General features: G+C 54.4%; 21 protein-coding genes. 4 read left to right on the top strand and 17 right to left on the bottom strand.

The window, feature by feature from the left end; genetic code table 11:
* Positions 1–35: 35 nt before the first annotated feature.
* The 7 genes from ACE6ED_RS03635 to ACE6ED_RS03605 form a co-directional block, all read right to left on the bottom strand.
* Entirely contained in the window at positions 36–1,658 is a 1,623-nt protein-coding gene (locus tag ACE6ED_RS03635) for a helix-turn-helix domain-containing protein (RefSeq protein WP_410825596.1), read from the bottom strand.
* 246 nt (positions 1,659–1,904) lie between these two features.
* Positions 1,905–2,816 (bottom strand): LysR family transcriptional regulator, encoded by a 912-nt coding sequence (locus tag ACE6ED_RS03630; RefSeq protein ID WP_410825595.1) that lies wholly within the window; start codon positions 2,814–2,816, stop codon positions 1,905–1,907.
* A 267-nt stretch (positions 2,817–3,083) separates the two neighbouring features.
* Positions 3,084–3,932, bottom strand: coding sequence for a KPN_02809 family neutral zinc metallopeptidase (gene ypfJ / locus ACE6ED_RS03625; protein ID WP_410825594.1), 849 nt, complete (start codon positions 3,930–3,932; stop codon positions 3,084–3,086).
* 337 nt (positions 3,933–4,269) lie between these two features.
* On the bottom strand, positions 4,270–5,568 hold the full coding sequence (locus ACE6ED_RS03620; protein ID WP_410825593.1) for an amino acid permease: 1,299 nt from the start codon (positions 5,566–5,568) through the stop codon (positions 4,270–4,272).
* Positions 5,569–6,121: 553 nt separating this feature from the next.
* The gene (locus ACE6ED_RS03615) at positions 6,122–6,562 is read right to left on the bottom strand and encodes a VOC family protein (RefSeq protein WP_410825592.1); all 441 of its coding nucleotides are present in this window, start codon (positions 6,560–6,562) and stop codon (positions 6,122–6,124) included.
* Between the two features lie 183 nt (positions 6,563–6,745).
* On the bottom strand, positions 6,746–7,816 hold the full coding sequence (locus ACE6ED_RS03610; RefSeq protein ID WP_410825591.1) for a copper amine oxidase N-terminal domain-containing protein: 1,071 nt from the start codon (positions 7,814–7,816) through the stop codon (positions 6,746–6,748).
* 1,220 nt (positions 7,817–9,036) lie between these two features.
* Complete coding sequence (locus ACE6ED_RS03605) at positions 9,037–9,213, bottom strand: hypothetical protein (protein ID WP_410825590.1); 177 nt, start codon at positions 9,211–9,213, stop codon at positions 9,037–9,039.
* 477 nt (positions 9,214–9,690) lie between these two features.
* Here ACE6ED_RS03605 and ACE6ED_RS03600 point away from each other — a divergent pair, with 477 nt between their 5' ends.
* Positions 9,691–10,152, top strand: coding sequence for a hypothetical protein (locus ACE6ED_RS03600; RefSeq protein WP_410825589.1), 462 nt, complete (start codon positions 9,691–9,693; stop codon positions 10,150–10,152).
* A gap of 189 nt (positions 10,153–10,341) precedes the next feature.
* Here ACE6ED_RS03600 and ACE6ED_RS03595 read toward each other — a convergent pair whose 3' ends face one another.
* The 6 genes from ACE6ED_RS03595 to ACE6ED_RS03570 all read right to left on the bottom strand — a co-directional run bounded on the left by ACE6ED_RS03595 (position 10,342) and on the right by ACE6ED_RS03570 (position 16,770).
* Positions 10,342–11,064, bottom strand: coding sequence for a class I SAM-dependent methyltransferase (locus ACE6ED_RS03595; RefSeq protein WP_410825588.1), 723 nt, complete (start codon positions 11,062–11,064; stop codon positions 10,342–10,344).
* Positions 11,065–11,386: 322 nt separating this feature from the next.
* A complete protein-coding gene (locus tag ACE6ED_RS03590) occupies positions 11,387–11,812 on the bottom strand; it encodes a VOC family protein (RefSeq protein WP_410825587.1) in 426 nt (141 codons plus the stop codon).
* Positions 11,813–12,130: 318 nt separating this feature from the next.
* Complete coding sequence (locus tag ACE6ED_RS03585; protein ID WP_410825586.1) at positions 12,131–13,033, bottom strand: manganese catalase family protein; 903 nt, start codon at positions 13,031–13,033, stop codon at positions 12,131–12,133.
* Between the two features lie 350 nt (positions 13,034–13,383).
* A complete protein-coding gene (locus ACE6ED_RS03580) occupies positions 13,384–14,850 on the bottom strand; it encodes an ABC transporter substrate-binding protein (protein WP_410825585.1) in 1,467 nt (488 codons plus the stop codon).
* Between the two features lie 139 nt (positions 14,851–14,989).
* Positions 14,990–15,841: a carbohydrate ABC transporter permease gene (locus ACE6ED_RS03575; protein ID WP_410825584.1), complete on the bottom strand. Its 852-nt coding sequence runs from the start codon at positions 15,839–15,841 to the stop codon at positions 14,990–14,992.
* Complete coding sequence (locus ACE6ED_RS03570; RefSeq protein ID WP_410825583.1) at positions 15,811–16,770, bottom strand: carbohydrate ABC transporter permease; 960 nt, start codon at positions 16,768–16,770, stop codon at positions 15,811–15,813. The genes ACE6ED_RS03575 and ACE6ED_RS03570 overlap by 31 nt, the downstream gene beginning before the upstream one ends.
* 333 nt (positions 16,771–17,103) lie before the next feature.
* Between ACE6ED_RS03570 and ACE6ED_RS03565 the strand changes: the two genes are divergently transcribed.
* A complete protein-coding gene (locus ACE6ED_RS03565; protein WP_410825582.1) occupies positions 17,104–17,700 on the top strand; it encodes a class I SAM-dependent methyltransferase in 597 nt (198 codons plus the stop codon).
* Between the two features lie 134 nt (positions 17,701–17,834).
* Here the strand turns inward: ACE6ED_RS03565 and ACE6ED_RS03560 are convergent, their stop codons facing one another.
* Complete coding sequence (locus ACE6ED_RS03560) at positions 17,835–18,500, bottom strand: serine/threonine-protein kinase (protein ID WP_410825581.1); 666 nt, start codon at positions 18,498–18,500, stop codon at positions 17,835–17,837.
* 171 nt (positions 18,501–18,671) lie between these two features.
* On the opposite strand from ACE6ED_RS03560, the gene ACE6ED_RS03555 reads away from it, so the two are divergent.
* Together ACE6ED_RS03555 and ACE6ED_RS03550 are read left to right on the top strand one after the other, a co-directional pair.
* Positions 18,672–19,853 carry a copper amine oxidase N-terminal domain-containing protein gene (locus ACE6ED_RS03555; protein WP_410825580.1) on the top strand — a complete coding sequence of 394 codons (1,182 nt, stop codon included), beginning with the start codon at positions 18,672–18,674 and terminating at the stop codon, positions 19,851–19,853.
* Positions 19,854–19,873: 20 nt separating this feature from the next.
* A complete protein-coding gene (locus ACE6ED_RS03550; protein ID WP_410825579.1) occupies positions 19,874–20,833 on the top strand; it encodes a GNAT family N-acetyltransferase in 960 nt (319 codons plus the stop codon).
* A gap of 107 nt (positions 20,834–20,940) precedes the next feature.
* Here the strand turns inward: ACE6ED_RS03550 and glpX are convergent, their stop codons facing one another.
* The 3 genes from glpX to ACE6ED_RS03535 all read right to left on the bottom strand — a co-directional run bounded on the left by glpX (position 20,941) and on the right by ACE6ED_RS03535 (position 23,458).
* Positions 20,941–21,936, bottom strand: coding sequence for a class II fructose-bisphosphatase (gene glpX, locus ACE6ED_RS03545; protein WP_410825578.1), 996 nt, complete (start codon positions 21,934–21,936; stop codon positions 20,941–20,943).
* An 82-nt stretch (positions 21,937–22,018) separates the two neighbouring features.
* On the bottom strand, positions 22,019–22,819 hold the full coding sequence (locus ACE6ED_RS03540; protein ID WP_410825577.1) for a pyruvate, water dikinase regulatory protein: 801 nt from the start codon (positions 22,817–22,819) through the stop codon (positions 22,019–22,021).
* Between the two features lie 18 nt (positions 22,820–22,837).
* The gene (locus tag ACE6ED_RS03535; protein WP_410825620.1) at positions 22,838–23,458 is read right to left on the bottom strand and encodes a helix-turn-helix transcriptional regulator; all 621 of its coding nucleotides are present in this window, start codon (positions 23,456–23,458) and stop codon (positions 22,838–22,840) included.
* Positions 23,459–23,952: the final 494 nt, after the last annotated feature.

Raw genomic sequence — 23,952 nt, 5'->3', positions numbered from 1 at the left:
AATGTCCATTCCTTGAACATGGCTGTTTCCGTTCATTATTTGGACAAATCCGGCGTCCATAACGAGGCCATGCGCTCCAGGAGCAGGCTGTGGGAGTAAGAGGTATATAAGGTATACAAATGCTGATCTTCAAAAATCGGATAAACGGCCTTGTTCCGGACAGCAGGCAGCCGTTCCCAGCTTGGATGAGCTGCAAGTTTTTGAATCGTCTCGCGAATGCTCTGTTTCGTGGCCGCGGAACCATCGTTTCTGAAACTGGTCAATACCAGAATGTCCGGTTCCTCCCGCAGGAGGATATCGGGCTCTACAGGCTGGTAGGAATCCATCGTTTCCGCACATGGCGGAGGGTTCGCACCCAGGTCGCCGTAGAGCACGGCGCCCACATACTTTTGCCCATACAGCACCATTTGGCCCGATGGCCCGATGCCGGCAATCCATACCGTTTTTCCGCGCAAAAATCGTTCTGCCGCTTCCCGTACCTCAGCGGCTCGCCGCTCATACCGCCCGATCCACTCCTCGGCTTCCGCTTCCTTTCCGGCCGCGACGGCGATTCCGCGCAGTTGGGCCCGCCAATCCGCTTCGAAGGGGATAGTCACCGTTGGCGCGATATGCTCGAACATCCGGGACTTGGCCCGGGTTTCCTCATCATATACACCGCTGGTAAAGATGACGTCCGGTTTCATCACGGCCAGCTTGTCCAGATCGGGCCGGTATTCACCCACCGGCGCCGTCCGCTTCAGCGGCAGCGGATAATAGCTGTTGATCAGTGCCCCGCCGGGCTCGATTCCGAGCGCCAACAGATGGCCGGTAATGTGATGGTGCAGGGAGACCAGCCGCTCCGGCTGGCGCATCCGTTTTACATAAGCGGAAGGCGACATACCGGTAACTTTGCGGAACTTGCGGCTGAAATAAAATTCGTCAGCGTAACCGACGCTGTGCGCCACGGCGCGGAACGGTTCGTTGGTGAGGACCAGCGTCTGCTTCGCCCGGGCGATCCGGATGTCGTTTAAATACTCCATGGGCGTCATTCCGTAGGTCCGTTTAAACATTTTTGTCAGATGATCCGGACTCATCCCGGCGGCCAGCGCCAGTTCTTCCCGCGTAACGGCCTGCCGGTAGTTTCGTTCCATAAAAGAGGCGGCCCGGGTAATATCCGGTTCCTTCCGGTTCGTGCCGCTCCGCATTTCTTCAAGCAGCAGCAGGATCATTTCGTGCATGAGCACGCCTGCCTTGAGCCGGTCTGTTCCGCTTCCTTCCAGCCTGTTTTCCAGCTCCTGTGTATATTTGACCAGAAGCTCCGCAGGCCCGGCCTGCCAGACCGCCGGCTCCGGCAGCCGGACGGACACCATCCGCTGCTCTTCTTCTTCCCGGTAGACGCGAAAACGGACCTCATAACCTTCGGCAGCTGCTCCCGGTGACACCATAATCCGTACTTCCGGCGGAAGACATAAGACGGTATGTACACCCGGACGGCAGGAGCCGCCGGACCAACTTAGCAGACCTTCCGCTGCCGTAAAAATCAGCAGCCGGTGGCAAATCCGATCCGGCCCGGCAAAGGCGTGCCGTTTTTTCCCCGTCACTCCGCCGAAACGGGTAACACCTGCAGGAATATAAGTATTCGCATCCGCTGCCGGCCATTGCCATGTTGTTACATTCATTCTGGCCCTCCATTTATCCGGTTTCTCCACTTGATTGAGAATAATTCTCAAACAATTGTAAAACGCTTGACAGCCGGTGGCAATACAATAAAAAAAGAACAGCAGCCCGGCATGTTCCGCCTGGCTGCTGTCCCTTACATTTGCACCTATTCCTTCCGCGTCCTTGGCTGGCGGCGCTCTAAAAAGCTTTTTCTGATCCCCGGCCGCCGGTATTGCACGGACTACGGACCACATTTCCTGGGAAATTTACTTTTCTCCCTCCGCCACCGCTTCATGCAGAGCCTCCACATATTCAGCGGCGAGTTTCGATAACGCGGTATGCTTGTGGCTGATCCACCCGACATTAATGCTTTCGTCACAATCCAGCGGAACCGGAATGATTTCGTTGCCGTTCAGGTCGGCGCTTAGCACCCCGGTTGAAATCGTATACCCGTTCAGGCCGATCAAAAGATTAAACAAAGTGGCCCGGTCGTTAACCCGGATGCTTTTGGGATGGGACAAGGTGCTGAGTATTTCCTCCGAAAAATGAAACGAATTATATTCGCCCTGCTCAAACGATAAATACGGATAATCGGCAAGCTGGTCGATCGTGACCACAGCCTGTTTGGCAAGCGGATTGCGGACGCTGATAAAAATATGCGGTTTTGCCGTAAACAGACTGTTAAACTCCAGATTGCCGTCCTTGAGCAGTCTGTTGATCACCTTTTCGTTGAACTCGTTCAAATACAAAATGCCGATTTCGCTGCGGAGCGTCCGTACATCCTGTATGATTTCGTACGTCTTCGTCTCCCGGAGCGCCAGCTCGTATTCATCCTGCCCGTACATACTGACCAGTTTAACAAACGCGTTTACTGCAAATGCATAATGCTGGGTCGATACGGAAAAATGCTGCGGCGAGGGCTTGGCATTCAAATAACGCGCTTCAAGCAGCTCGGCCTGCTCCACCACCTGCCGGGCGTAGCCCAGAAACTCCGCGCCGTCTTTGGATAAAGTGATTCCTTTGTTGGTCCGCTCAAAAATCGTAATCCCCAGCTCGGTCTCCAGGTCGCGGATGCTGTTCGAAAGGCTGGGCTGGGAAATAAACAGCCGTTTGGCCGCCTCGTTCATCGAACCCCGGCTGGCAACTTCAATTACATACTTCAACTGCTGCAGCGTCACTGTGCGCCCGTCCTTTCCGCGTACGTTACGGGCAAATCCTCCTTCGGTCGGTTGCTGTCGGGACTGCGCATCCGCCGCTCGCTGTAGGGCACGGAGCCATTCGGCCGCCCCGTACGCGGAAGCGGTTCGCGCAAGTGAACCCAAACAGAGCCCCGGCTCCCCCGCTGCGGGTTAACCGGAGCTTTCTGATATGCTTTAGCCTACCATATTCGCCCCTGCCGGGAAAAGGTCCCGCCGGAGCAGATTGGCTTTTGTCCGGCAAATGCTTTACAAATCGCTTACGCTGAAGGTGTCGCCGCCCTCAATGGTTCCGCTCTCAAACCCCCGGTAAAACCAGCGTTTGCGCTGCTCCGAGCTGCCGTGGGTAAAGCTGTCCGGCACGACGTAACCCTGCGATTTTCGCTGGATTGCATCGTCGCCGACTGCGCTCGCCGCCGTCAGTGCTTCGTCCAAGTCGCCTTCCTCCAGGTAGCCTTCTCCCTGGACATGATGCGCCCAGACACCCGCCAAATAGTCGGCCTGCAATTCAAACCGCACCTGGTAGCGGTTGTATTCCGTTTGGCTTACGCTGCGCCGGTACTTATCCAATTGCTCAGTCGTGCCGAGCAGCGTCTGCACGTGATGGCCGACCTCATGCGCTACGACATAAGCCATTGCGAAATCGCCGGGCGCTTCAAACCGCTGTCTGAGTTCATCATAAAAACTGAGGTCGATATACAGCTTCTGGTCGCCGGGGCAATAAAACGGCCCAACTGCCGATCCCGCCGTCCCGCATGCGGATTGGACGGATCCGGAGTACAGCACCAGTGTAGGATTTTTATAAGTCATCCCCCGTTCGCGGAACTGCTCGGCCCAGACATCCTCCGTATCCGCAAGCACAACGGAGACAAACTCCGCCAGCTCCTGCTCTTCAGCCGATTGCTGATAAGGCGCTCCCGTATCGGTTCCAGTCCCCGAGAGCAGACCGCCCAGCACATCTCCTGCGCTGCCGCCGCCCAGGAGCGTCACAAGGAGCACCAAAATAATCCCGCCGATTCCGCCGCCGACTACGGCTTTGCCGCCCCTGCCCCGCCGGTCTTCCACATTGGAGCTGCCTCTTCGTCCCTGCCATTTCATACCGTCCACCCCTTCGTTGTCGAATCCGCGTCGCCTTACCGGGAGCGGTGTGTTACTTACGATTTACCCACGGGCGGGGGGTTCCAACGCTTTTTGCGGCTTACAACATTTGCCGAGGTGCTGGCAGACCAGTCGAAGATGCCAAAAAGCGGGGTGTCTCATAGGAAAAACCCCCGCTTTTCACCGAAACTACGCATTTATACGTTTATCGGAATCCTATTGGAATCCTATTGGAATCCAATTGAAATCCCATTTAAACCCTACTGAAATCCTATTGGAATCCTAATGAAATCCTATTAAAATCTAACACTTGCTGCTAATCCTAGCATCTTTCCGTTTACCGGCCCTTGCGCTTCACTAAATAATACACCGGCAGGCCCGCCAGCGTAATGGCAATTCCAATCATGGAACGGACAGGGTCGCCAATGACCGTGCTTACAAGGATATAAAGCCCGCCCACCAGGCCTACTATCGGAGTGAACGGATACAGCGGGACTTTATAGCCTGTACCGTGCGAATAACCGGTGCGCCGGATAATAAATACTCCGAACACCCCCATGGTGAAAAAGATCCACAGCACAAACACAAGCAGATCCGTCAGCGTATCAAACGTGCCCGAAAAAATGTACAGTACCGCCAGCACCGCCTGAAACAGGAGCGCGTTTGCCGGCGTTCCAAATTTCGGGTGGATGCGGGCAAGGACGGAGGAGAACGGCAGCTGTTTCCGCTCGCCCATGGCCTGGGGAACCCGGGCTGCCGTCATCAGGTACCCGTTTAGCGCTCCCAGCACTGAAATCATGATGCCTGCCGTGATAAAAGCCCCCCCGCCGCTGCCTAAAAGCGCCTCCGCCGCGTCCGCGCCGGGTGTAGCCGAAGCTGCGATCTGCTCAAACGACAGCGTCTGAAAGATGGCTACATTAAACAGCACATACACGATCATGACAAACAGGACGCCGATAAAAATCACCTTCGGCAGCGTCTTGGCTGGATTCGGAATTTCGCCGGCCATGTTAGTTACGCCGATCCAGCCGTCGTACGCCCACAGGGTGCCAAGGATCGCGGCGCCAAACCCCGCGCCTGCTGCAGCAGTTCCGATTCCGCCGAACCCCGGCGCGCTGCCGGACACCAGCCCGAACACAATAATACCGGCGACCGGAATCAGCTTGCCGGCTGTCGCAAGCGTCTGAATCCAGCCGCCATACCGGGTGGAAATCACGTTCATCAGCAGAATAAAGCCCAGGATCGCGATGGCGAGCAGCTTCTGCTGCCAGCTTTCAAGCGGTATAAAATACCCCGAATATGTCGAAAAAGCGATGGCCAGCGCCGCCACGGAAGCCGGATAGGAAATAACGGCTTGGACCCAGCCAAGCAGATATCCCACCGTGTCGCCGTACAGCTCTCCAAGATAGGTATATAAGCCGCCCGATTTTGGAATCGCGGCGGCAATTTCAGCTACGGTAAGCGCGGAGGCAAGCGTAATAACGCCTCCCGCCGCCCAGGCCAGCACGGCCAGCGCTGGAGACCCGACGTTCACCAGGACGATGCCCGGTTTCAGAAAAATACCCGATCCGATAATCATCCCCACCACGATGGCAAGCGCCTGGAGGACGGTAATCGAAGATTGCTGTTCTTTCATGAATTTACTACCCCTTTGTCTAATCTGTTCCCTATCGTACCGGATGATAAACACCGACTAAGTATACGGGAACACAAGACGGATGCCAATGACAATTTACCTCGCTCTCAGGCTGCATAAAAGGAACGGGTGGTGACCAGCAGGTGAACGGCAGGTTGGCGGCAGGTGATCAGTAGGTGAACAGCAGGTTGGCGGCAGGTGAACGGAAGGTTGGCGGCAGGTGAACGGAAGGTGACCAGCCGCTGAACGGCAAGTGGGTGGCCTGGAAACGCGGGAAGCCCGCCGCCCCCGGTAGAGACGGGGATGCGGCGGGCCGGGGAAAAGTCCTTCTGTCAGAAATGACGGCGGTTATATTTGCCTTGTTATTGTCAAGTTAATGGTCTTGTATTGTCTAGTTACTACCTGGTATTACCCTTTTATTGGGAAGGTTACGGTTATAGCACGGGTACGGTCATTGCATGGGTACGATCATTTCACGGGTAGGATCTTTACACGAGTACGATCATTGCCCAGGTATGGTCATTACACGGGTAGGATCATTGCCCAGGTACGATCATTGCCCGGTTGCCGCTCCTTGCTGGTCCTGAGGCACGGCTGTCGGGTCCATATGGAACACTTCCCACAGATGTCCGTCAATGTCCTGGAAGCTCCGGCTGTACATAAAGCCGTGATCCGCCGGATCCATCGTTGTCTGCGCGCCGGCTTCGAGCGCCTTGGTAACAGTTTCGTCCACTTCTTCCCGGCTGTCCACGGCAATGGCAACAATCACTTCAGCTGTCCGGGAAGCATCAGCCAGTTCCTTCTTAATAAAAGACTGGAAAAACGGCTCTACTAGGAGCATCGCATATTGATTTTCGCCGATGATCATGGATGTTGCATTTTCATCTGTATAATTGGGGTCAAACTCAAATCCGATCGCCGAAAAAAACGCAACCGAAGCCTTCAGATCTTTCACAGGCAAATTAATGAACGTTTGTTTTGCACGAAATGCCAAAGAAATCACCTCTTGGGTTAGATTAGCGTGCGGCTGATTCATGCCGGTTTTGCCTGGATGCCTGCTTGCCGCTTCACAGAAATAGTCTACCATGCCAAGCGGCGCTGCATTTCTTACGGATTGCTCGTTCTTCCCTATTATGCCAAGGGGCGCTCTATTTCTTACGGATTGACTCGCTCTTCCCTATTTCTTCCCGCCTGTCTCAATGACAGCAGTCTGTGTCAGTTCATCCCAGACCAGTTCCTCCCCAAGCGCTTGGACACAGAATTTCAACGGAACCATTGCCGAGCCGCCGACTTTTCGCGCTGGTGTCTCAAGCTGTTGAGCCGTTCCATTGACCAGCGCTTCGCCGGAATTGAGCCGCAGGACTATTTCTGTCCCAGCCTTGCTCACCTTGATGGAACCATCGGCGGATGTCGTTACTTTAGCTCCCATTTTCTCGAATATGGTGCGCATTTGTACCAAAATCGTTCCGTTCACGATCACCGGCGGCTGGGTGAATTTGAGCAGTTCGCCGTTCACGATCACTTTTACCGGATCAAAGGCGATGACAAGCGGTTTGATTTTAATCGGCGCTTCGCCATATACGTTTTTCCGGTGTTTCATGATTTGCTCGACCGTTTTATCCCGCATTTCAGTTATATCTTTCACCGTACGGTTCCGGCGGTCCAAAATTTCTTTATACCGTTTTTCCCGCTCGGTTTTGATCTCCGTAAGCACCTCCTGGCGGATCTGTTCGTTGTCCTCTCCCTTTTTTACGGCATTGGTATAATCGGCAAGGGCGGAATCCATGAAATACCCGCCTTCGGGATCGATCTTCTCTTCGTACATGGACAGCGCACCTTTGTCATAACCGCTTCCTTCGCCAACCGCCTTATTGTAGATCTCCAATCCACTTTTGAAGGAGCTTTGATAAGTACCCATGCTTCCCATAATATTTCCGGCTCTGATGGAATCCTCATAACCCGTGCGGGCCAAGCCGTCACCCAGATCTCTAGGGTGTTTTTTCTCCAGCTTCAGGTAATCTTGTTTGAGCAGGTCGCTCAAATATTTGATGTCCGCTTCGACCTGCTGTTTGTACCGGTCGCGGTCCGCCAGGCTTACCAGCTTGACGATGTTAAATTCTTTGTCGATTTGTGCCTTATCCGCCTCGTATGCAGCGGTTGAAGCCATAGCTGCGGGCGCCAGTAGCATACTTCCTATAAGCAGAACAGGCAGGATGATACGGGATATTGACCATTTGTTCGTCTTCATAACGCTTGTTTTCCTCACCTTTCGTCCGTGGATTGCTGCTGATTTAATCACCTAAGATCATACTCTTGAGGTAAAAAAAATGGCAATGGGGCCGAAAGATTAAAGCCTGGCTGTACGCTTCAGGTCCAAAGTCCTTCACTTTTCGCCACTGGTTATATCCTCTATTCGACATCTCGAATGTACCGGGTGAGGCGGAAGCAAGGGATAAGGAAAGAACATCCAATCAAAAGCTGCGAAGGTGAATTATCCGGTGAAATTGGGGACTGGGGGTACTAAGTACCAGAAAGGTTTTGCAATGCAGTGGCGGGGGAGGGGGGAACTGGGGGGGAACTGGGGGGGAACTGGGGAGGAACTGGGGAGGAACTGGGGGGGAGCTGGCAGGGAGCTGGCGGATAACTGCGGATAACTGATACTAGAGCCTGTACGCAAACATACTTCAGCCATAACCCCATCGAAAATCAACACCAAAAAACCTTGAACATGCTCGCTGTCTTTTGATAGCCCGGTCGGTCGCTTGCTTTGCCCCTTTTGCGCCAGCTCCATGCAGATGGACTCGGACTATGGTTGTATCCATCATCATCTGCTCAAAGTGGGACTCAAAGGTAACCAAAGTCCGGCTTAATGGTAACGTGCTTCAGGATTTCATCCCAGATTCCCGCCTTTTGCAGCTGCCAGAGAGAGTAGGGGTACAAGTTTACGGACACACGGGATCTTATTTGCTGATTATCCCCTGTTTTGGCAAATTTCCGGACTCAGAAGCACCTATTTACACGGAGAAGACATAGTTTGTATGTTTTCGGTACGAATAACGGAACTGGAGTCCGCCAAGGCATACCAAAGCCCAAGAATTTCAGAAATAACGGCCGCTGGGTCCGCAAAGACCTTCGTATCGCGTTCTAAAGACCTCCGTATCGCGTTCTGTGGTAATCCGCTGCGGGTTGTCGCAGGAGAGGATTCGTAGGTCGATCTGACAATAGACAGGTGACTTCGCTGTTATCTCGTATCTTCGTCTCATAGCTCATATTTCACTAGTTACTCCCTTAAATTACCGTTTGCGTACACATCCTAATGAGTTTACGAAAAAGTGCTGGCGAAAAAGAGCTAGTATAAACATCCCCTACAGACATGCGTCTCTGGTTAATTGCTTGTGCGATCGTCCTCGTAACCCAACATCCCCGGCGGTCCTGCCGCCGGAGCGCTGGGCTGGAGCCATACCGGTATCAACGGTAAGAGTTGTTCTCCGCTTCACTGTACTTGCCATTTTTGTCATGAAGCGACTGCTTGCGCCGGTCGTTGCGGGCCTGCTGAAGCTGCTGTGCTTCCAGGCTGTTGACTGGAGTCGTCTCCAGGTCTTTTACCGTATTGATCAAATTTTTGTCAGGTTCAATTGGACTCATGAGCAGTTGGCCTCCTTCCGAAATACGCATTCTTACTGGAGTGCTCGCTCACGGCTTCCCCTACTGATTTCCTCTTCGGCTTTCGCGGGTTACGTCTAAGCCGGCGGCTTACACAGCCGGTTCCGCTCAGTCTCCCTTGGGCTTGTCGCAGCGGAAATCCTGCTGCCGGGGCTGCACCCACTGTCCTAGTATGTTCTCCATGGTTCTCAAATATAATGAAGCAAATGCCGATAAACGGGTATGGCGCAAGACTTCCCTGGACAGGTTTATAATGAGGTTTTCCTATTCTGCGGTTCGGATATTCAGCGGTTCAACTATTCAACTGTTCAGTTGTTCGACTGTTCAGTTGTTCGGGCATATCCGTTTACCAAAATGACTGTCCGGCAGTTCGGCGGCCCTCCCCGATTTTGTGGATTTTTTATGAACAGACTAAAAGGCAGCAACTTATCCGTCCTAAAGTTCGTATAGGAAGCAGAGGTGAGTTCCCTGAAAGAGTTTATATTCCAGCCGGTGATTGAGGAGCTTAAGCAGCGCTCCGGAAGCCGTGCCCGCATTATACTTGAACCCAGCTATCTTGGGGGCCGTCTGATCGGCGGACGGTATCATATGGCTTCCCACACCGTGTACGTCTATAGCGATACGATTTCACAGCAGTGTGCGCATCTATTTGGCACCTTGGAGCGGCTTGAGGAATATGCGGCCGTGGTTTGCGCCCACGAAATCGGTCACGCCGAAGACCGTGAGCTCGGCTCGCTTGCCAGACTGCTGGACAAAGAGCTTCCTCCGCTGCGCCGCGCCCAGATTGCTTTGCGTATCGAAGAAAATGCCTGGCGTTATGCGCGCCGGCTGCTGCCGGATGTCGATCCGGTCTTCATGGAAGCTATCATTGACGAATCGCTGTACGCTTACCGAAGCGTACTGTCGGCCGATATTGCTTAAACAATAACAGGAAACCCGGGCCATTTCGGTAACCTGTTGTTCTATATACAGCAAGCCCGCCCAGGAATTGACGGCCATCATTGGCTGTCCCCCGGGCGGGCTTGCTACGTTATAATCCGGCTCGTATCCTGCACGTAGTTGGCTCCCTTTTTCGCATAATAAAGATAAAGATCGCCGGTGCAGGTTTCGCTAACCGCCGTCCGTAAACCGGCTTACCGCTTTAAGGATCAGAAAATGCGGGTTTTTCATCAACCGTTCGTATCCTTCCGGATGTATCTGTTTAAAGGCTGGGGTCGGCTGAGGCTCAATCATTTGTTCTAATGCAAAATGAGGGCTTACACTGTTGACAATCTCCTGAAGCGGCCGCCGATAAAAGGAGACGTCCACCTCGCGGCCCTGTTTATTCCAGGTTTCGGTCAGCAGCTCTCTAAGGAAGTAATCTCCGCTCTCCGACAGCTTCAAATCCATAAACGGGTGGTGGACCGAGCACAGCAGCATGCCGCCGGGGACAAGCACACGCCGGAATTCAGCCAGCACTGGCCCCCAGTTCTGCAAGTAGTGTAAGGTCAGCGAGCTGAGCACCGCGTCGAACGAACGGTCGGCAAAAGGCAGCGGTTCCTCCAAGTCATGACAGAGCACACGCACCTTGCCTCCGGTCCGCCTCCGTGCGGCCTCCACCATCGCGGGGCTCAAGTCGATTGCGGTGACCTCCGCTCCGCGCCCGGCGAGCTGCTGGGCATACCATCCCGCGGCGCAGCCCGCATCCAAAAAACGGGTTCCCGACAAATCCGCTGGCAGCACTCCCATCATCGCTGGCCGTTCGTATTCGCTGTTGTAAGGACCCGCGGTATCAATATCATGTTCGTAGGCGTCAGCCAGCTGCTCGTATGCCGCTTTTATTCCATCCTTCATCTTATCCTCCCGTTAACCAGCTGCAACCGGTTGTATTTCTTTTCCATTATTATAACGCATGGCAAAAAAACCGTCAGGCAATTTGCCTGACGGTCTTTCGGTTGTACGCAGTCTTTCGGTTGTACGCAGTCTCCCGGGCTTGCCGGGCTTGCCGGGCTTGCCGGGTTTGCCGGGTTTACCGGCTTTACCAGCTTTACCGGCTTACCGGGTTTGCCGGGTTTGCCGGGTTTGCCGGGTTTGCCGGGTTTGCTGGGCTACCACGATTGCCAGGTTACCACGATTTCGGGCGGCAGAGTTAAACAGGCTACTGGTATTCCGCCGGTTATTGGGCCGCTTCCGTGGAAATATGGAAGGTGACGCCGTATTTGTCTGTCAACGTTCCGTATGCCGGACTCCAGAACGTCTCCTGAAGCGGCATTTTAACCTGTCCGCCCTGCTGCAGTGCGTCGAACAGCGTTCTCGACCGCGCCGGATCATCGGTCATAATACAGACCGTCACGTTTCCGCCCTGCTGTACGGTCTGGCCTGGAAACGTGTCCGAGAACATGATCTCCGCTTCTCCCACCCGGATCAATCCGTGAGCTACACGGTCCTTGGCTGCTTCCGGCAACGGAAAATCAGGATTGGCAGGCATATCGCCAAAAGACTGGATCCCGACAATCTCGGCTCCGAGCGCCTCTACATAAAACTGAATGGCTTCTCTGGCGTTACCGTTCAATACCAAATAAGGGTTCATACGAAGCGTCATGTGTTCCATCTCCTTGTCATTGTTCATAACGGTCATTCTGCGGTCATTTTACCATACGTCTGGACCATTTCGTTTCTTCCCGTTTGCGGTTTTAACGGGCGGCTGCGGCCAGCCAGCGCTCTAATTACGCCTATTTGGAGTATCGGCCCGGGCCAGCTCATCCATTCGTCCTTATATTCAAAAACCGGCGCATGCGAAATTTCTCCATAAGCTGGAGTCGGACCTGAGGTGATTTACATAGTTTTTGCAGCGGACCTGTAGCCCGCCTGCATACAAAAACCGGCCGGTTCACGCAGAAACCGGCCGGTGAGTATGTTCTTAGTCTTTAATGTTACCGGCCATCTTCAGCCGCTTGGCAATTTCCGCAAAATCCTCCGCAAAAATCCCTGGTGCAAATTCCTCCTCCAGCGGCGGCGCATCCGGCACGGGTACGCCTTTGGGTGCACCCTGGATCACCTCAAGCGGCAGTCCATCCTCGGGATGCGTGCCCTTCCAGATTTGGGCGATTTCGTTATAATCGTTGTCGCTCCAGGTGTAGAGCTTGGTGTGCACACTTTTTTCTTCATATTTACGTGATTCATTAAATGCCTTATTGCTCAGCGACGGCACCGGGACAAGCTTTGTCACGTCTACTCCAGTCGCCATTTCCAGCGCTTTGGCATAAGCGACAACATGCACGCCTCCGCGCACAAGCAAAAATCCGACCACTTCCCGCGCGGCAGGATGATCAGTCATTTCGTAGACTTTCATTTTATGGGTACGGGCTCCGCACTCCAAAAAGAAGTTATGCAGCAGGTCCTCCACCAGATTGCCGCTGTTGAATACATAAGTCCCGTTCCAGGGGTTGCCCATGGAATCGAAAGGAAGCGCTCCTTGAGCTCCCGCCAGAAAATGATACGATAACCGGGCATCCTTCACCGATCCAAGCGGAGTGTCGTCGGGCTGCTTCAGTGTTGTCGAGCCTTGCAGGCATTTATTGATCGCATGGGCGACCAGCTCCACATGGCCCAGTTCTTCGGCGGTGATGCTTGTGACCAGGTCGTAAAACGGCTTCAGTTTCTTTTTGTCCCGGAAATTAAACGATTGGAACAAGTAGTTATTCAGCGTGGACATTTCGCCGAACTTTCCGCCCAGCAGCTCCTGAATGGCAGCAGCGGCATTTGCATCCGGCTTTTCGACTTCGGGGATTTCAATAGCGATTTCATCCATACGTTTGAACATTCGCTTTAGTTCCTCCTTCATCGTTAGATAGGCCTGCTTAAACCATTAAACATCTGCCCAAAATTCAAACAACGAAAAAGGACGCTTTTGCTGAACCATAGGAGCTGTCAGCCGCTTACACCGTCTCAACCGGACCGGCATTCGCTGCCAACAGGCTTCTCCCGTTTCAGTTAAGCTTAGTTCCAGGTTAGCAGAGATAGATAGAACGCACATTCCTTCGTCCCGGCCGCAACCTCCTTTACGGCTGTAGAAGGAATATGCGTTTTGGGGAGAAGGCAGGACATTTATGACCGCACAAAACCGCAGCCCGTTCGTCGAAACGAACAGCTGCGGTCCGGTTTACATGCTCCTTATTTTTTGACGGTGGCGTTATACTGGCCGATTTTTTCGGTAATCTGCTTCGCCGCGTCTTCCAGCGCCTGCTTTGGCTCCTTTTGCCCGTTCAGTGCCTCTTCTATTGCGGTTTCAACGAGCTGACGGGCTTCCGGGAAGACCCCCATCACCGCTCCAGAAGTAGCCGCCGAAGCGCTTGAAGCGTGAAGCTGGTCAACCGCGGTCTGAAACTGCGGATATTGGGCCATGTTGTCCTTCAACACCTGTTGGCCGTAAGCGGCTGTCGTAATAGGGAAATACCCCGTATTCACGCTCCATTTGGCCTGCACCTCAGGGGAAGCCACGTATTTGATGAACTCCCAGGCGGCATTTTGCTGTTCCTCCGGTTTGTTGTTCATAATGTAAAGGCTCGCCCCACCTACCACTACACCACCATCAGCGGCATCGGCCGGTTTTGGCAAAAAGCCTGTTCCCACTTCAAACTTTCCGCCCACGGAATCAACCATGCCGCGAAGCGCGGCCGTGGAGTTCAGCGTCATCGCTACCTGTCCTGCGGCAAACGCGCTGTCCGTATCGCTGGTATCACGCCCGAGATTGGCTACAATCCCTTCATCCACCATCTTTTTCCACCATTCCAGCGTCCGCACGCCGGCTTCGGAAGCCAGCAGGGATTCCGTCGCACTGCCGTCCCGTCCATTTCCGTTGTTCACATAGTCGGCATTTTGATTAGCGAACAGCTGCTCCATGAACCAGCCATATATGGCAATGACCGCACCGGGTTTGCCGTCTTTGGTGAGGGCTTTGGCGGCCGCTTCAAACTCTTCAAACGTTTTTGGAGGATTCTCGGGATCCAGTCCCGCAGCTTTGAATGCGTCTTTGTTGTAATAGAGAATTGGATTGGAGGTGTTGAACGGCATGGCGTTCAGCTTCCCGTCAATCGTATAGTAACGTGTAATATTAGGCTCGAGGGCTGAAAGATCAAATCCGTCCGCATCAATAAATTGCTGGACCGGCGTGATCATTTGGGAATCGATCATAAATTTGCTGCCGATCTCGTACACCTGAATCAAATCCGGTCCGGTTTTGGAGCCAAGCGATGCCTTCAGCTTGTTTAAGCTCTCATCATATTTCCCCTGGTATACCGCCTCGACCTGGATCGCGGATTGGCTGGCATTGTAGTCGGTGACGATTTCATTAATCGCCTTCTCGCCCGCGCCGGACATGGAATGCCACCAGGTGATTTTTACCGGTGCTCCCGCAGCACTGACCGAACCGCTATCCGCCGCCGTACCGCCGGCAGCGCCGTTGTTGCCGGAGGCGCCGTTATCACCGGCATTGCCGGCCCCGTTATTCGTGCTGTTTCCGCTTCCGGTGTTCGCATTGTTTCCATTGTTTCCGCTGTTTCCGTTTCCGCAAGCGGACAGCGCCAGCAGCAAAAGAACCATCATGAGCATCATGCCGGGTTTGAAGCGAAACCTGTTCATCGTACAGACTCTCTCCTTTTGAACTCCAGATTTGGGTGGACATGCCTACAAACCATTTTTATCATCATCTGCCTTGGCTGCGGAAAGCTCCGGCCATGTCCGGGCGAATCCGGCGGGCAGCTGACTTCCTTTGACGGGTTCAACCTTTTAAGGCGCCGGCTGCCATTCCCCGTACCAGCTGCTTCAGTCCAAAGACCAACAGCAGCAGAGAAGGCAGCAGCACAAGCGTTATGCCGGCGAAGACAAGATTCCATGAAGCCGCCTCTTGGAACTCCAGCATGGAGATGCCAATCTGGACCGTTCGCATCGGCTTGCTGCTTGTGACCAGCAGCGGCCACAGGTAAGCATTGTACATATTCAAAAACGAATAGACGGCCAGTGTTCCAAGTGCAGGTCTGGACAGCGGGAGTACATGGCCCAGAAAATACCGGACATGCCCGCATCCATCCATTTTGGCAGCTTCAAACAGCTCCTTGGGCAGCTGTAAAAAGAACTGACGGAGCAAAAACGTACCGAACGCCGTCGCCAAAAACGGCACGATCAGTCCCTGATAGCTGTCCAGCCAATCCAGACTGCGGATCGTCAAATAATTCGGGATCATCGTTACCTCCCACGGTACCATCATCGTCGCGACGAACAAGCTGAACAGGAGACTTTTCCCCTTAAAATTCATGGACGCAAACGCGTATCCTGCCATACTGGCAGTGACCAGCTGGCCCAGCATCACTGCTCCGGAGATCAGAAAGGTGTTGCCGATAAACGTAGCGATCGGAACGATGCCGAATACCTCCGCAAAGTTGTCCAGCCGCAGCGAACGGGGAACAAGCAACGGCGGGTAAGCACTGGCCTCGGCCGGACTCATCACGGACATGAAAAAGCTGTACACGACAGGATACAAAACCAGCAGGCCGCAGCCGGCAAGCAGAAGTGCAAGGAGGACTTGTCCGCTTTTCGAAAAACTCACTGGTAATGCACCTTCCTCTCCATCCATTTGAACTGAAGCAGCGTCAGCAGCATGATCACCAGAAACAGCATCAGCGCCTGGGCGCTGCCTGTTCCGAACCGGAAGTTAACAAAGGCCTCTTGGTAGATGGAGTATACAAACACATTGGTGCTGTTCACCGGGCCGCCTGAAGTCAAAATGTTGATTTGGCCGAACGACTGAAATGCGCCGATAACCGACACCACGGTAAGAAAAAACAAAGTTGGCGACAGCAGCGGGAGCGTAATGGATCGGAACGTCCGCACCGGACCTGCGCCGTCAATTGTGGCGCTTTCGTAAATCTCCTGCGGAATACCCTGCATTCCGCTGGATAATAAAATAAAGTTGAAGCCAAGATTCAACCAGACCGTCATCATCGCAACCGACAGCATGGCATAATCCGGGCTGATCAGCCAAGGTACGGGGGCAAGTCCGGCCAGCTCCAGCCAGTAGTTCAGCATGCCCAAGGTCGGATGGAACAGAAACTTCCAGATCACCGCCGCCGAACCGACGGAAAGAACAACCGGAAGCGAAAAAACAAACTGGAACAGCCGCCTGCCCCGCAGCAGCTGCTGCGTGAGCGCAGCCAGCACTAGCGCAGCCAGAATGCCGGCCGGAACCGTAAGCACAGCGAACCACGCCGTAACTTTCATGCCGTCCAGAAATAGTCCGGAACGGAACAAAGCACTAAAATTCTCGAATCCGACATAAGCGGCAATCCTCCCCGCCGGGTCCGTGCTGTGCAGGCTCAAATACACCGACCGCAGCAGCGGGTAGAACAAAAAAACGCCAAACAGCAGCAATGACGGCGACAGGAAGGTGTAAGCCAGCGCATTTTCCCGCCACTTCAGCCATTTCAGCGGCTTCGTCCGCCCGGTGGTACAGGCTGCTGTCCGCCCGCCCGCCGGCAGGCTGATCCGATTATCCACTTCACTCATGAAGCTTAAGGCCCCCTTCTCCGGTTCCAAACATCGGTCATTATCCCGTTGGATAACCCTTTGCCAGTGTATAAGCTGGATGTCAGCGGATCGTCAGCCCAGTTGCAATTAACTGTTAAATAATTGGTATTTAGTTAAACGAATACAAAATTAACAAAGGATTAACAAGAGGATAACAAAACCTTGGACTGGTCTTGCTCAACTATTGGACGGTTTACCTCGCCGACCATGGGCATGATCGAAACCACCCTTCAATTGGAAACGTACAACGCTTAGTACTGCCCGTTCCGTGTTGGCCATAGAATCCATTAAGATTTCGGGAGGTCTTATAAATTGAAATTACTGAACAGGCTGATTGAGCAGGCCAAAAATCCTAACGGCAGGATTGGATCGATCATGCTAAGGATTATGAACAAGGCGCATGCGGGGATGAATGCGTGGGCGTTTGAACGGCTGGACCTGGCCGGAAACCCGGCCATCCTGGACATCGGCTGCGGCGGAGGCAAAACCCTACATACTTTATCCGAGTTAAACCCGAACGCCATCCTTTACGGCGTCGATTCATCGGAACAGGCGGTCAAGGACTCACTGCAGGCGAATCAAAAAGCGGCGGAAGCCGGCAGAGTCCGTGTTTTTCAGGCGTTTGTATCGGACACCCCGTTTGAGGACCGCCGTTTTGATCTCATTACAGCCTTTCAGACGCATTACTTCTGGGACGATATGGAGGGTGCGGTAAAAGAGGTGTTTCGTATTTTAAAAGAAAAGGGTTGTTTTACCCTTGTTGCCGAACTTTATAAAATCAACTACCACATGACCTCTTACAAAACCAAAGAAGACATGCGCAGCCTTCTGGTCCGCACCGGGTTTCATACGGTGACCTTTCATGAGCAAGCCGCTAAAGGATGGCTTTGTATCCAGGCGACCAAGTAACGCTGTTCAGGGCTGAGATCAGGCTTTAATCACAAGGCCCTCCCGGGCTGTGCCATATGGGCTATACCATATTATGGAGGAGTTCAGCATGGCAGAAATACGCTGGGGACTCATCAGCTGCTTAAGCCGGCCCTTCAGTTTGAGGAGTTCCGGCTTCTCCACAGCCTGTACCCCTTGCGCACAGCTTCCATCACCATATCGGGAACCGGGAACATCCAGCGCGAAGCTATGGGACGATACAGCCGGTAATAAGCCCGCTTAAAATCTTCCCACATGCGGCAGTCCTCTGTTTTCAGAAAATCCGACACATCTACGATAAGCCCCCGGCCGTCCTGAACCATGACGTTTTTGGCGTGAATATCGTGAGGGCGGAGACCGCGTGAGCGGGCATAATCCAGCGCCGCATCAATATCCCGGACCGCCTGTTCGGGAATAGGGATGCCCCGGATCAGGCAGTTATACAGCGTGATCCCTTTCAACCTTTTGAGCAGCAGAAACCCGTTCCCTCTCCCGTAACAGGCCGAATAAGCCGGATGCAGACCTAGCCTGCGGTACACCTCAACTTCCTCTTCGATCCCCGGTCTGCCCGGCGCGTACACTTTGACCGCAAAATGCGGATGCTCCGGATGCGCGAACACCCCTGCGTAATTGCCTGTGCCCAGCAGCCTCCAGGGCTCGGGCAGTACGCTGACCCGGACCGGTTCGTCCGGACGGTCGCTGACGAGAGAAAGACCGCTCAGCAGCTGTTTTTCAATCTGTTCGATCATTTGAGCGATATGGTTCACGTCCGGCGTCTCCATTTCATCACGGCCCCATTTCCTAAATCCGGTTGTTTTCAGTGTAAGGCATCGCCGCAAAAATTTCACCGGGTACCCGCTTCATGTACAAAAACAAGTCATCAACCCGCAACTTTTTCCAGCAGTTTCCGTCCAAACCATTAAACCACTCAGAACAGAAAGGCGGAATTATCCATGAATAAAAAATGGCTTCTACTTCCCGCGCTCGCTGCTTCCTTATTGGCCTCCACCGTGGTACCGGAGGTATCTTACGCGGCAGATGCCGCTTATGCGCAGCTGACTTACAAGAACGGCGGGACGCTTTCCATGGGCTCTAGCGATGCCGCTTTGATCAAAAACGGGGTCTCCTACTTTTCTGCTTCGGTAGCATTGACAGCCGGCCTGGAGCTGACCTGGGACAAAAGCGGCAAACGCGCCCAGTTCAGCGGCTGGGATAAAAGCATCACCGTCCGCATCGGCAGCCGGACTGGCACGGTTGACGGCCGGCAGGTCAACATGGGCGGAACGCCGTTTATGTACAACAAACAGCTGTATATACCGGCTCAGTTCCTGGTAAGCGCAATGGGCGGCGGAACGGTCCGGTGGAATCCGGAGAAAAAGGTGCTTTTGGCAAACGGCCTGCAGCTGTTCCGGAGTTATACCGAAACATTTAACGGCGTGAAATACGGCGTCTCGAAAGATACCGGGGAACTGGCGGTCCTTTCTCCCGGCGGCAAAAAACGCACGCTTGCCAATCTCGGCACCCAGCTTGACGTGGTGGATTTTGAATTCGAACGCACGCCCGGCGGACTGCTCCTGATGAAAATCCGCAACAACTATGGCGAACCGCATATTAACAACCAATGGGTTACGTTATTGTTGAAAAACGGTTCGGTGATCCGTAAATCGGATGTCGGCTTCCGGGCCACTTTTGGAGAGCCTGCCGTCAAATGGAACGGCAAATTCCTGCTGGGCGACGGCAAACAGCTCCGGATCGTCGAGGACGGCACCGGCAAAGTAACGGAAACGATTGACCTCGCGAAGCTGATCGGGCCGCAGCCGAACCCGGATCTGCCTTCTGTTACCGTAGGGGATGCAACCTATAACGTGGAGGGATTCGACCAAGATTTTGCCCTGATCCGCCGGGGAAATAACGGATTTTTGACGCTGGTTCTTCGCAAAACGGGAGAACGGATCGAGCTGTATAAGACTTTTTTCCCGAAAGAAAGGCAGCAGGAAATTGAGACGAACGATGCCATGTTCCCGGGTGACGGTTTGCGTTATCAAGGACGGAAAGGCAATATTCTCACCTTCACAGCCTACAGCTTAAGCGGAGGTAAAGAGCAGAAGTTTACGTTTGATTTGTCGAAGCACTAACCCAGAGAGAAGGAAGACGGATGTATAGACTCCCCGCGGAAGCCTATGACAGGGCTTTAACCGCCCTGCTGGAGCTTCCCATCAACACTTTGTTTGCCCAGGCGGTGCTGAGAGGCCATATGGACGGTGAAGTGTACGCCAATCAGCTTGTTCACCCAACCGCGTTTTACGTTCTCCACTCTTCCGGCATGGCGCTGCTTTACGGAGAGACGGGCGATCCCGATTTTGAACGGCAGTTGTATGTGTATATTACCAATGCGGAAGGGGCAAGGCGGAAGCCCGAATGGCTGCAGGCTTACCCGGAGGTTTGGAATAAACGGCTTGCGGCGATGAGGCGGCAGGCGGCCCTAACCGGAGCCGGCGGGGAATGGAATCCGGAGTCTGGCGGAGAATCCGGTACATGGCTCAGCGGTGAACGGAATGCAGGGGCTGACGGTGAACCGGGCGCGGAGACTGGCGGAAAACGGAGCGCCGGAGCGAACGCTGAACCGGACGCAGGGCCGGATCGGCCGGCACCAACAGCCGAACAGGTCCGGGTGAATTTCAGGTTTGACAGAGACCGTTATGAGCAAGGACGGGGAGCGCAGCACCGGCTTGCAGCGCCGCAAGCCGTCCCCTTCGGCAGAGGCCTGTTCGGCCGGATGCCGGGCAGCGTAGTACCGGAAGTATTCTGGCGCAGCGAAACAGAGTTTTTGGAACACGGCGCCGGCTTCTGCCTGTTCGAGGAAGGGGTACTTGCCGCAGCTGCATTTTCCGCATTCGCCGAGGACGGCAGGCTGGAAATCGGCATCGAGACCCTTCCCTCCTGCCGGGGTCGGGGATACGCGTACGCCGTATGCGCCGCGCTGATCGACTACTGCCTGGAGCGGGGGCTGGAGCCGGTATGGTCCTGCCGCGAGGGCAATGCCGGTTCGTATGCGCTTGCCCGCAAGCTTGGTTTTGTCCCTACGATCACGCTTCCTTATTACCGTCTTGAATAGCCACAAACCGTCATAAACCAGCCTTACAAAAAAAGACGCCGCTTCCCATCCGGGAGGCGGCGTTAGCAGTAGTTGGAAGAAAACCTTAAATAACAGATCAAGCAAAATTACATGGAGACGGCGTTTGGACGTTCGGCCAGCGGTTGTCCCAGATCCTTACCGGGCAGGTAATGAATGCTGCGGATATAGCGGATAGTGCGGCTTTTCGCGCGCATGATGACGGAATGCGTCTCCGCCCGCTCACTGTCGATAAAACGGACGCCGCTGAGGAAATCCCCGGAGGTTACCCCGGTGGCGGCAAAAATCACGTCACCGCTGCCAACCATATCCTCCATGGTCAGCACTTTGCGGGGATCGCTGAGCCCCATGCCGAGGCAGCGCTGCATTTCAAACGGCCCCTGGGGCATCAGCCGGCCCTGAATTTCGCCGCCAAGGCAGCGCAGCGCGGCCGCGGCAAGCACGCCTTCCGGCGCGCCGCCCGAGCCCATGTACAGGTCGGTGTCGCTGTCCGGCAGCGCTGCGGCGATTGCACCGGCAACATCGCCGTGGCTGAGCAGCTTGATGCGGACCCCGGCCTCACGCAGCACCTGGATCAGCCCTTCATGCCGCTTACGGTCGAGAATAGCGACCGTAAGATCGGACAGGGCTTTCCCGCTGTACCGCGCCGCCTTGCGGAGCGTGACCTCGGCGGGATCGTCCAGGCTGAGCTTGCCCGCCAGGGACGGTCCTGCCGCGAGCTTCTCCATGTAGATGTCCGGCGCATGGAGAAGGCTCCCTTCTTCCGCGACCGCGATAACGGATTGCGCGTTGTGCAGCCCGCAGGCGACCGTCTCGGTTCCTTCCAGCGGATCGACGGCAATGTCGACACGCGGTCCCTTGCGGTTGCCTACTTTTTCACCAATGTAGAGCATCGGGGCTTCGTCCATCTCCCCTTCGCCAATCACCACCGTGCCGTCAATCGAGACGGAATCGAACATGGAACGGATGGCGCAGGTAGCCGCATGATCCGCGGCATGCTTGTCTCCCCGTCCGATCCACCGTGCCGATGCGAGTGCGCCAAGTTCCGTCACCCGAATAATTTCCAGAGCCAATTCGCGTTCCATTTTGATTCCCTCCAGTCTGTGGTTTGAGCTTCCTTCGCCGGTCTCTCCGGCACAACTCCTAACTCCTAACTCCTTGTTGATCTTAGACATACCCCATAATGATACCCGCCGTCTCCTCGATCGCCTTGTCGGTGATGTCAATCACCGGGCAGCCAAGTTTGGCGAACAACGCTGCCGCATACTCCGTCTCCTCAGCGATGCGCCCGGGGCTGGCATAATGCGAATCCGTCGGCAGTCCAAGCGCCTTCAGACGCTCCGACCGGACCTTATGCATGGAATCCGGATCCATGGACAAGCCAATCAAACGCTGATGCGGCAGGGCAAGCAGCTGATCGGGCGGCGCGATTTCCGGCACAACCGGTACATTCACCACTTTCATCCCCCGGTGCGCCAAAAAAATGCTGAGCGGCGTCTTCGACGTCCGGGACATTCCCATCAGCACGATGTCGGCCTGAGCCATAGCGGCAGGATCTTTGCCGTCGTCGGCGGCCACCGTAAATTCGATCGCCTCAATCCGGCGGTAATACTTGTCGTCCATTTGATGCAGCAGCCCGGGACGCTGCTGAGGCGCATCGTCAAAGGTGTCGATGAACGCCTGCATCATGGGACCCATAATGTCCACAATCCTCAGGTCAAGCCGCACCGCCTCTTCACGGATCGCTTCCCGCAGCTCGGGCTGAACCAGCGTATAAGCGACAAAACCTTGGTCCGCCGCCGCTTCCTCCATCAGCTTCCGCAGCTCGTCTTCATGTCTTACGTTACCGTAACGTTTGATCCGCACCCGCTGGTTCTCAAATTGGTGGATGACCGCCTGGACGACGGCTTCCGCCGTATCGCCAAGCGAGTCGGAGCAGATCGTGATGCAGTGTGCAGGTTTCTCCATGCTATCCGATTCCTCCCGCTAATGTCTGGCTTCGATATCGAGGAGAAGTTTGATGATGGAAGTCTTCGTCAGGCGTCCAACAACATCCACATTTGCACCGGCTTCCCGCCCTTCGCAAGGGACGACCACCGGCAAACTGTCCACCTCGTGAAAAATCATTTTGTGTGCGGCCTCAAGCACCGTATCTTCCGGCGCGGCGGTAACCACCTTGGGCTGGCGCGTCATGACCAGGCTGACCGGCATCGAAGCCGCTCCCGGGTTGCCCAGCGTCACCTTCAGAAAATCCTTCCGTGAGGCTACGCCTGCCAACCGGCCTTCCCCGTCGCAAATGATCAAGGTGCCGACGTCCTGGAGAAACAGGGTCACCACCGCATCCTGAATGCTCATCGTCTCCCGGACGACGATCGGCACGCTCTGAATCTCCTTGACCTTGGTTTCATGCAGACGATTGAAAGCGCCCCGTTCCTCCGTAGTTCTCCGGCCCGGGAAGTAGCCGACCTTCGGCTTGGCGTCGATGTGCTCCAGCATCACCAGCAGCGACAAATCCGAGCGGATCGTAGGTTTGCTCACATGCAGCGCTTCGGCAATCAGATCGCCTGTGATGGGCGCGTTTTTTTTCACAATTTCAATAATTTGCAGCTGTCGCGATGTCAGTTCGATCGCTATTCCCTCCGCTTCTTACAGTAGACCCGTGTGGAAAAGTGCGTCTCCCCCTCCAATCCTGCGTCTTAATTGGAAAACCTTCCCCTGTAATGGTTATATAATACGCAATATAAAACCATAATGCAATAATTAATACGTCATATATGATGATTTGAAACATTTAATTAACTAATAGACGTCATAATTAATTTTTATTTAGGGTTGTCTCTGAAGTTTCTGCCCGGTAATTAAGGCCGTCCTTCTCGTGATGTCGCGCTGCCTTCAGTGCTGGATAAAAAGCTCATCTCTGGGCGCAGCAAACCGGTTGGCAGCCGGGAGCCGCTGACCGATTGGTCTTGCCGGAAGACAGGTAAAGGGGGGGGCAGACCATCCAAACAAACAGAAGGCTGCTCATTCATTGAGCAGCCTCTCATTCATTGAGCAGCCTTTTCTTCGTCTCGCCGTATGCGCCCTCCGGTATCCGGCGGCTC

It is taken from the genome of Paenibacillus nanchangensis, assembly GCF_046543445.1.
Lineage (GTDB): Bacteria > Bacillota > Bacilli > Paenibacillales > Paenibacillaceae > Paenibacillus_AQ > Paenibacillus_AQ nanchangensis.
The sequence above is the reverse complement of the archived record's forward strand: the minus strand, read 5'-3'. Positions and strand labels throughout refer to the sequence as shown.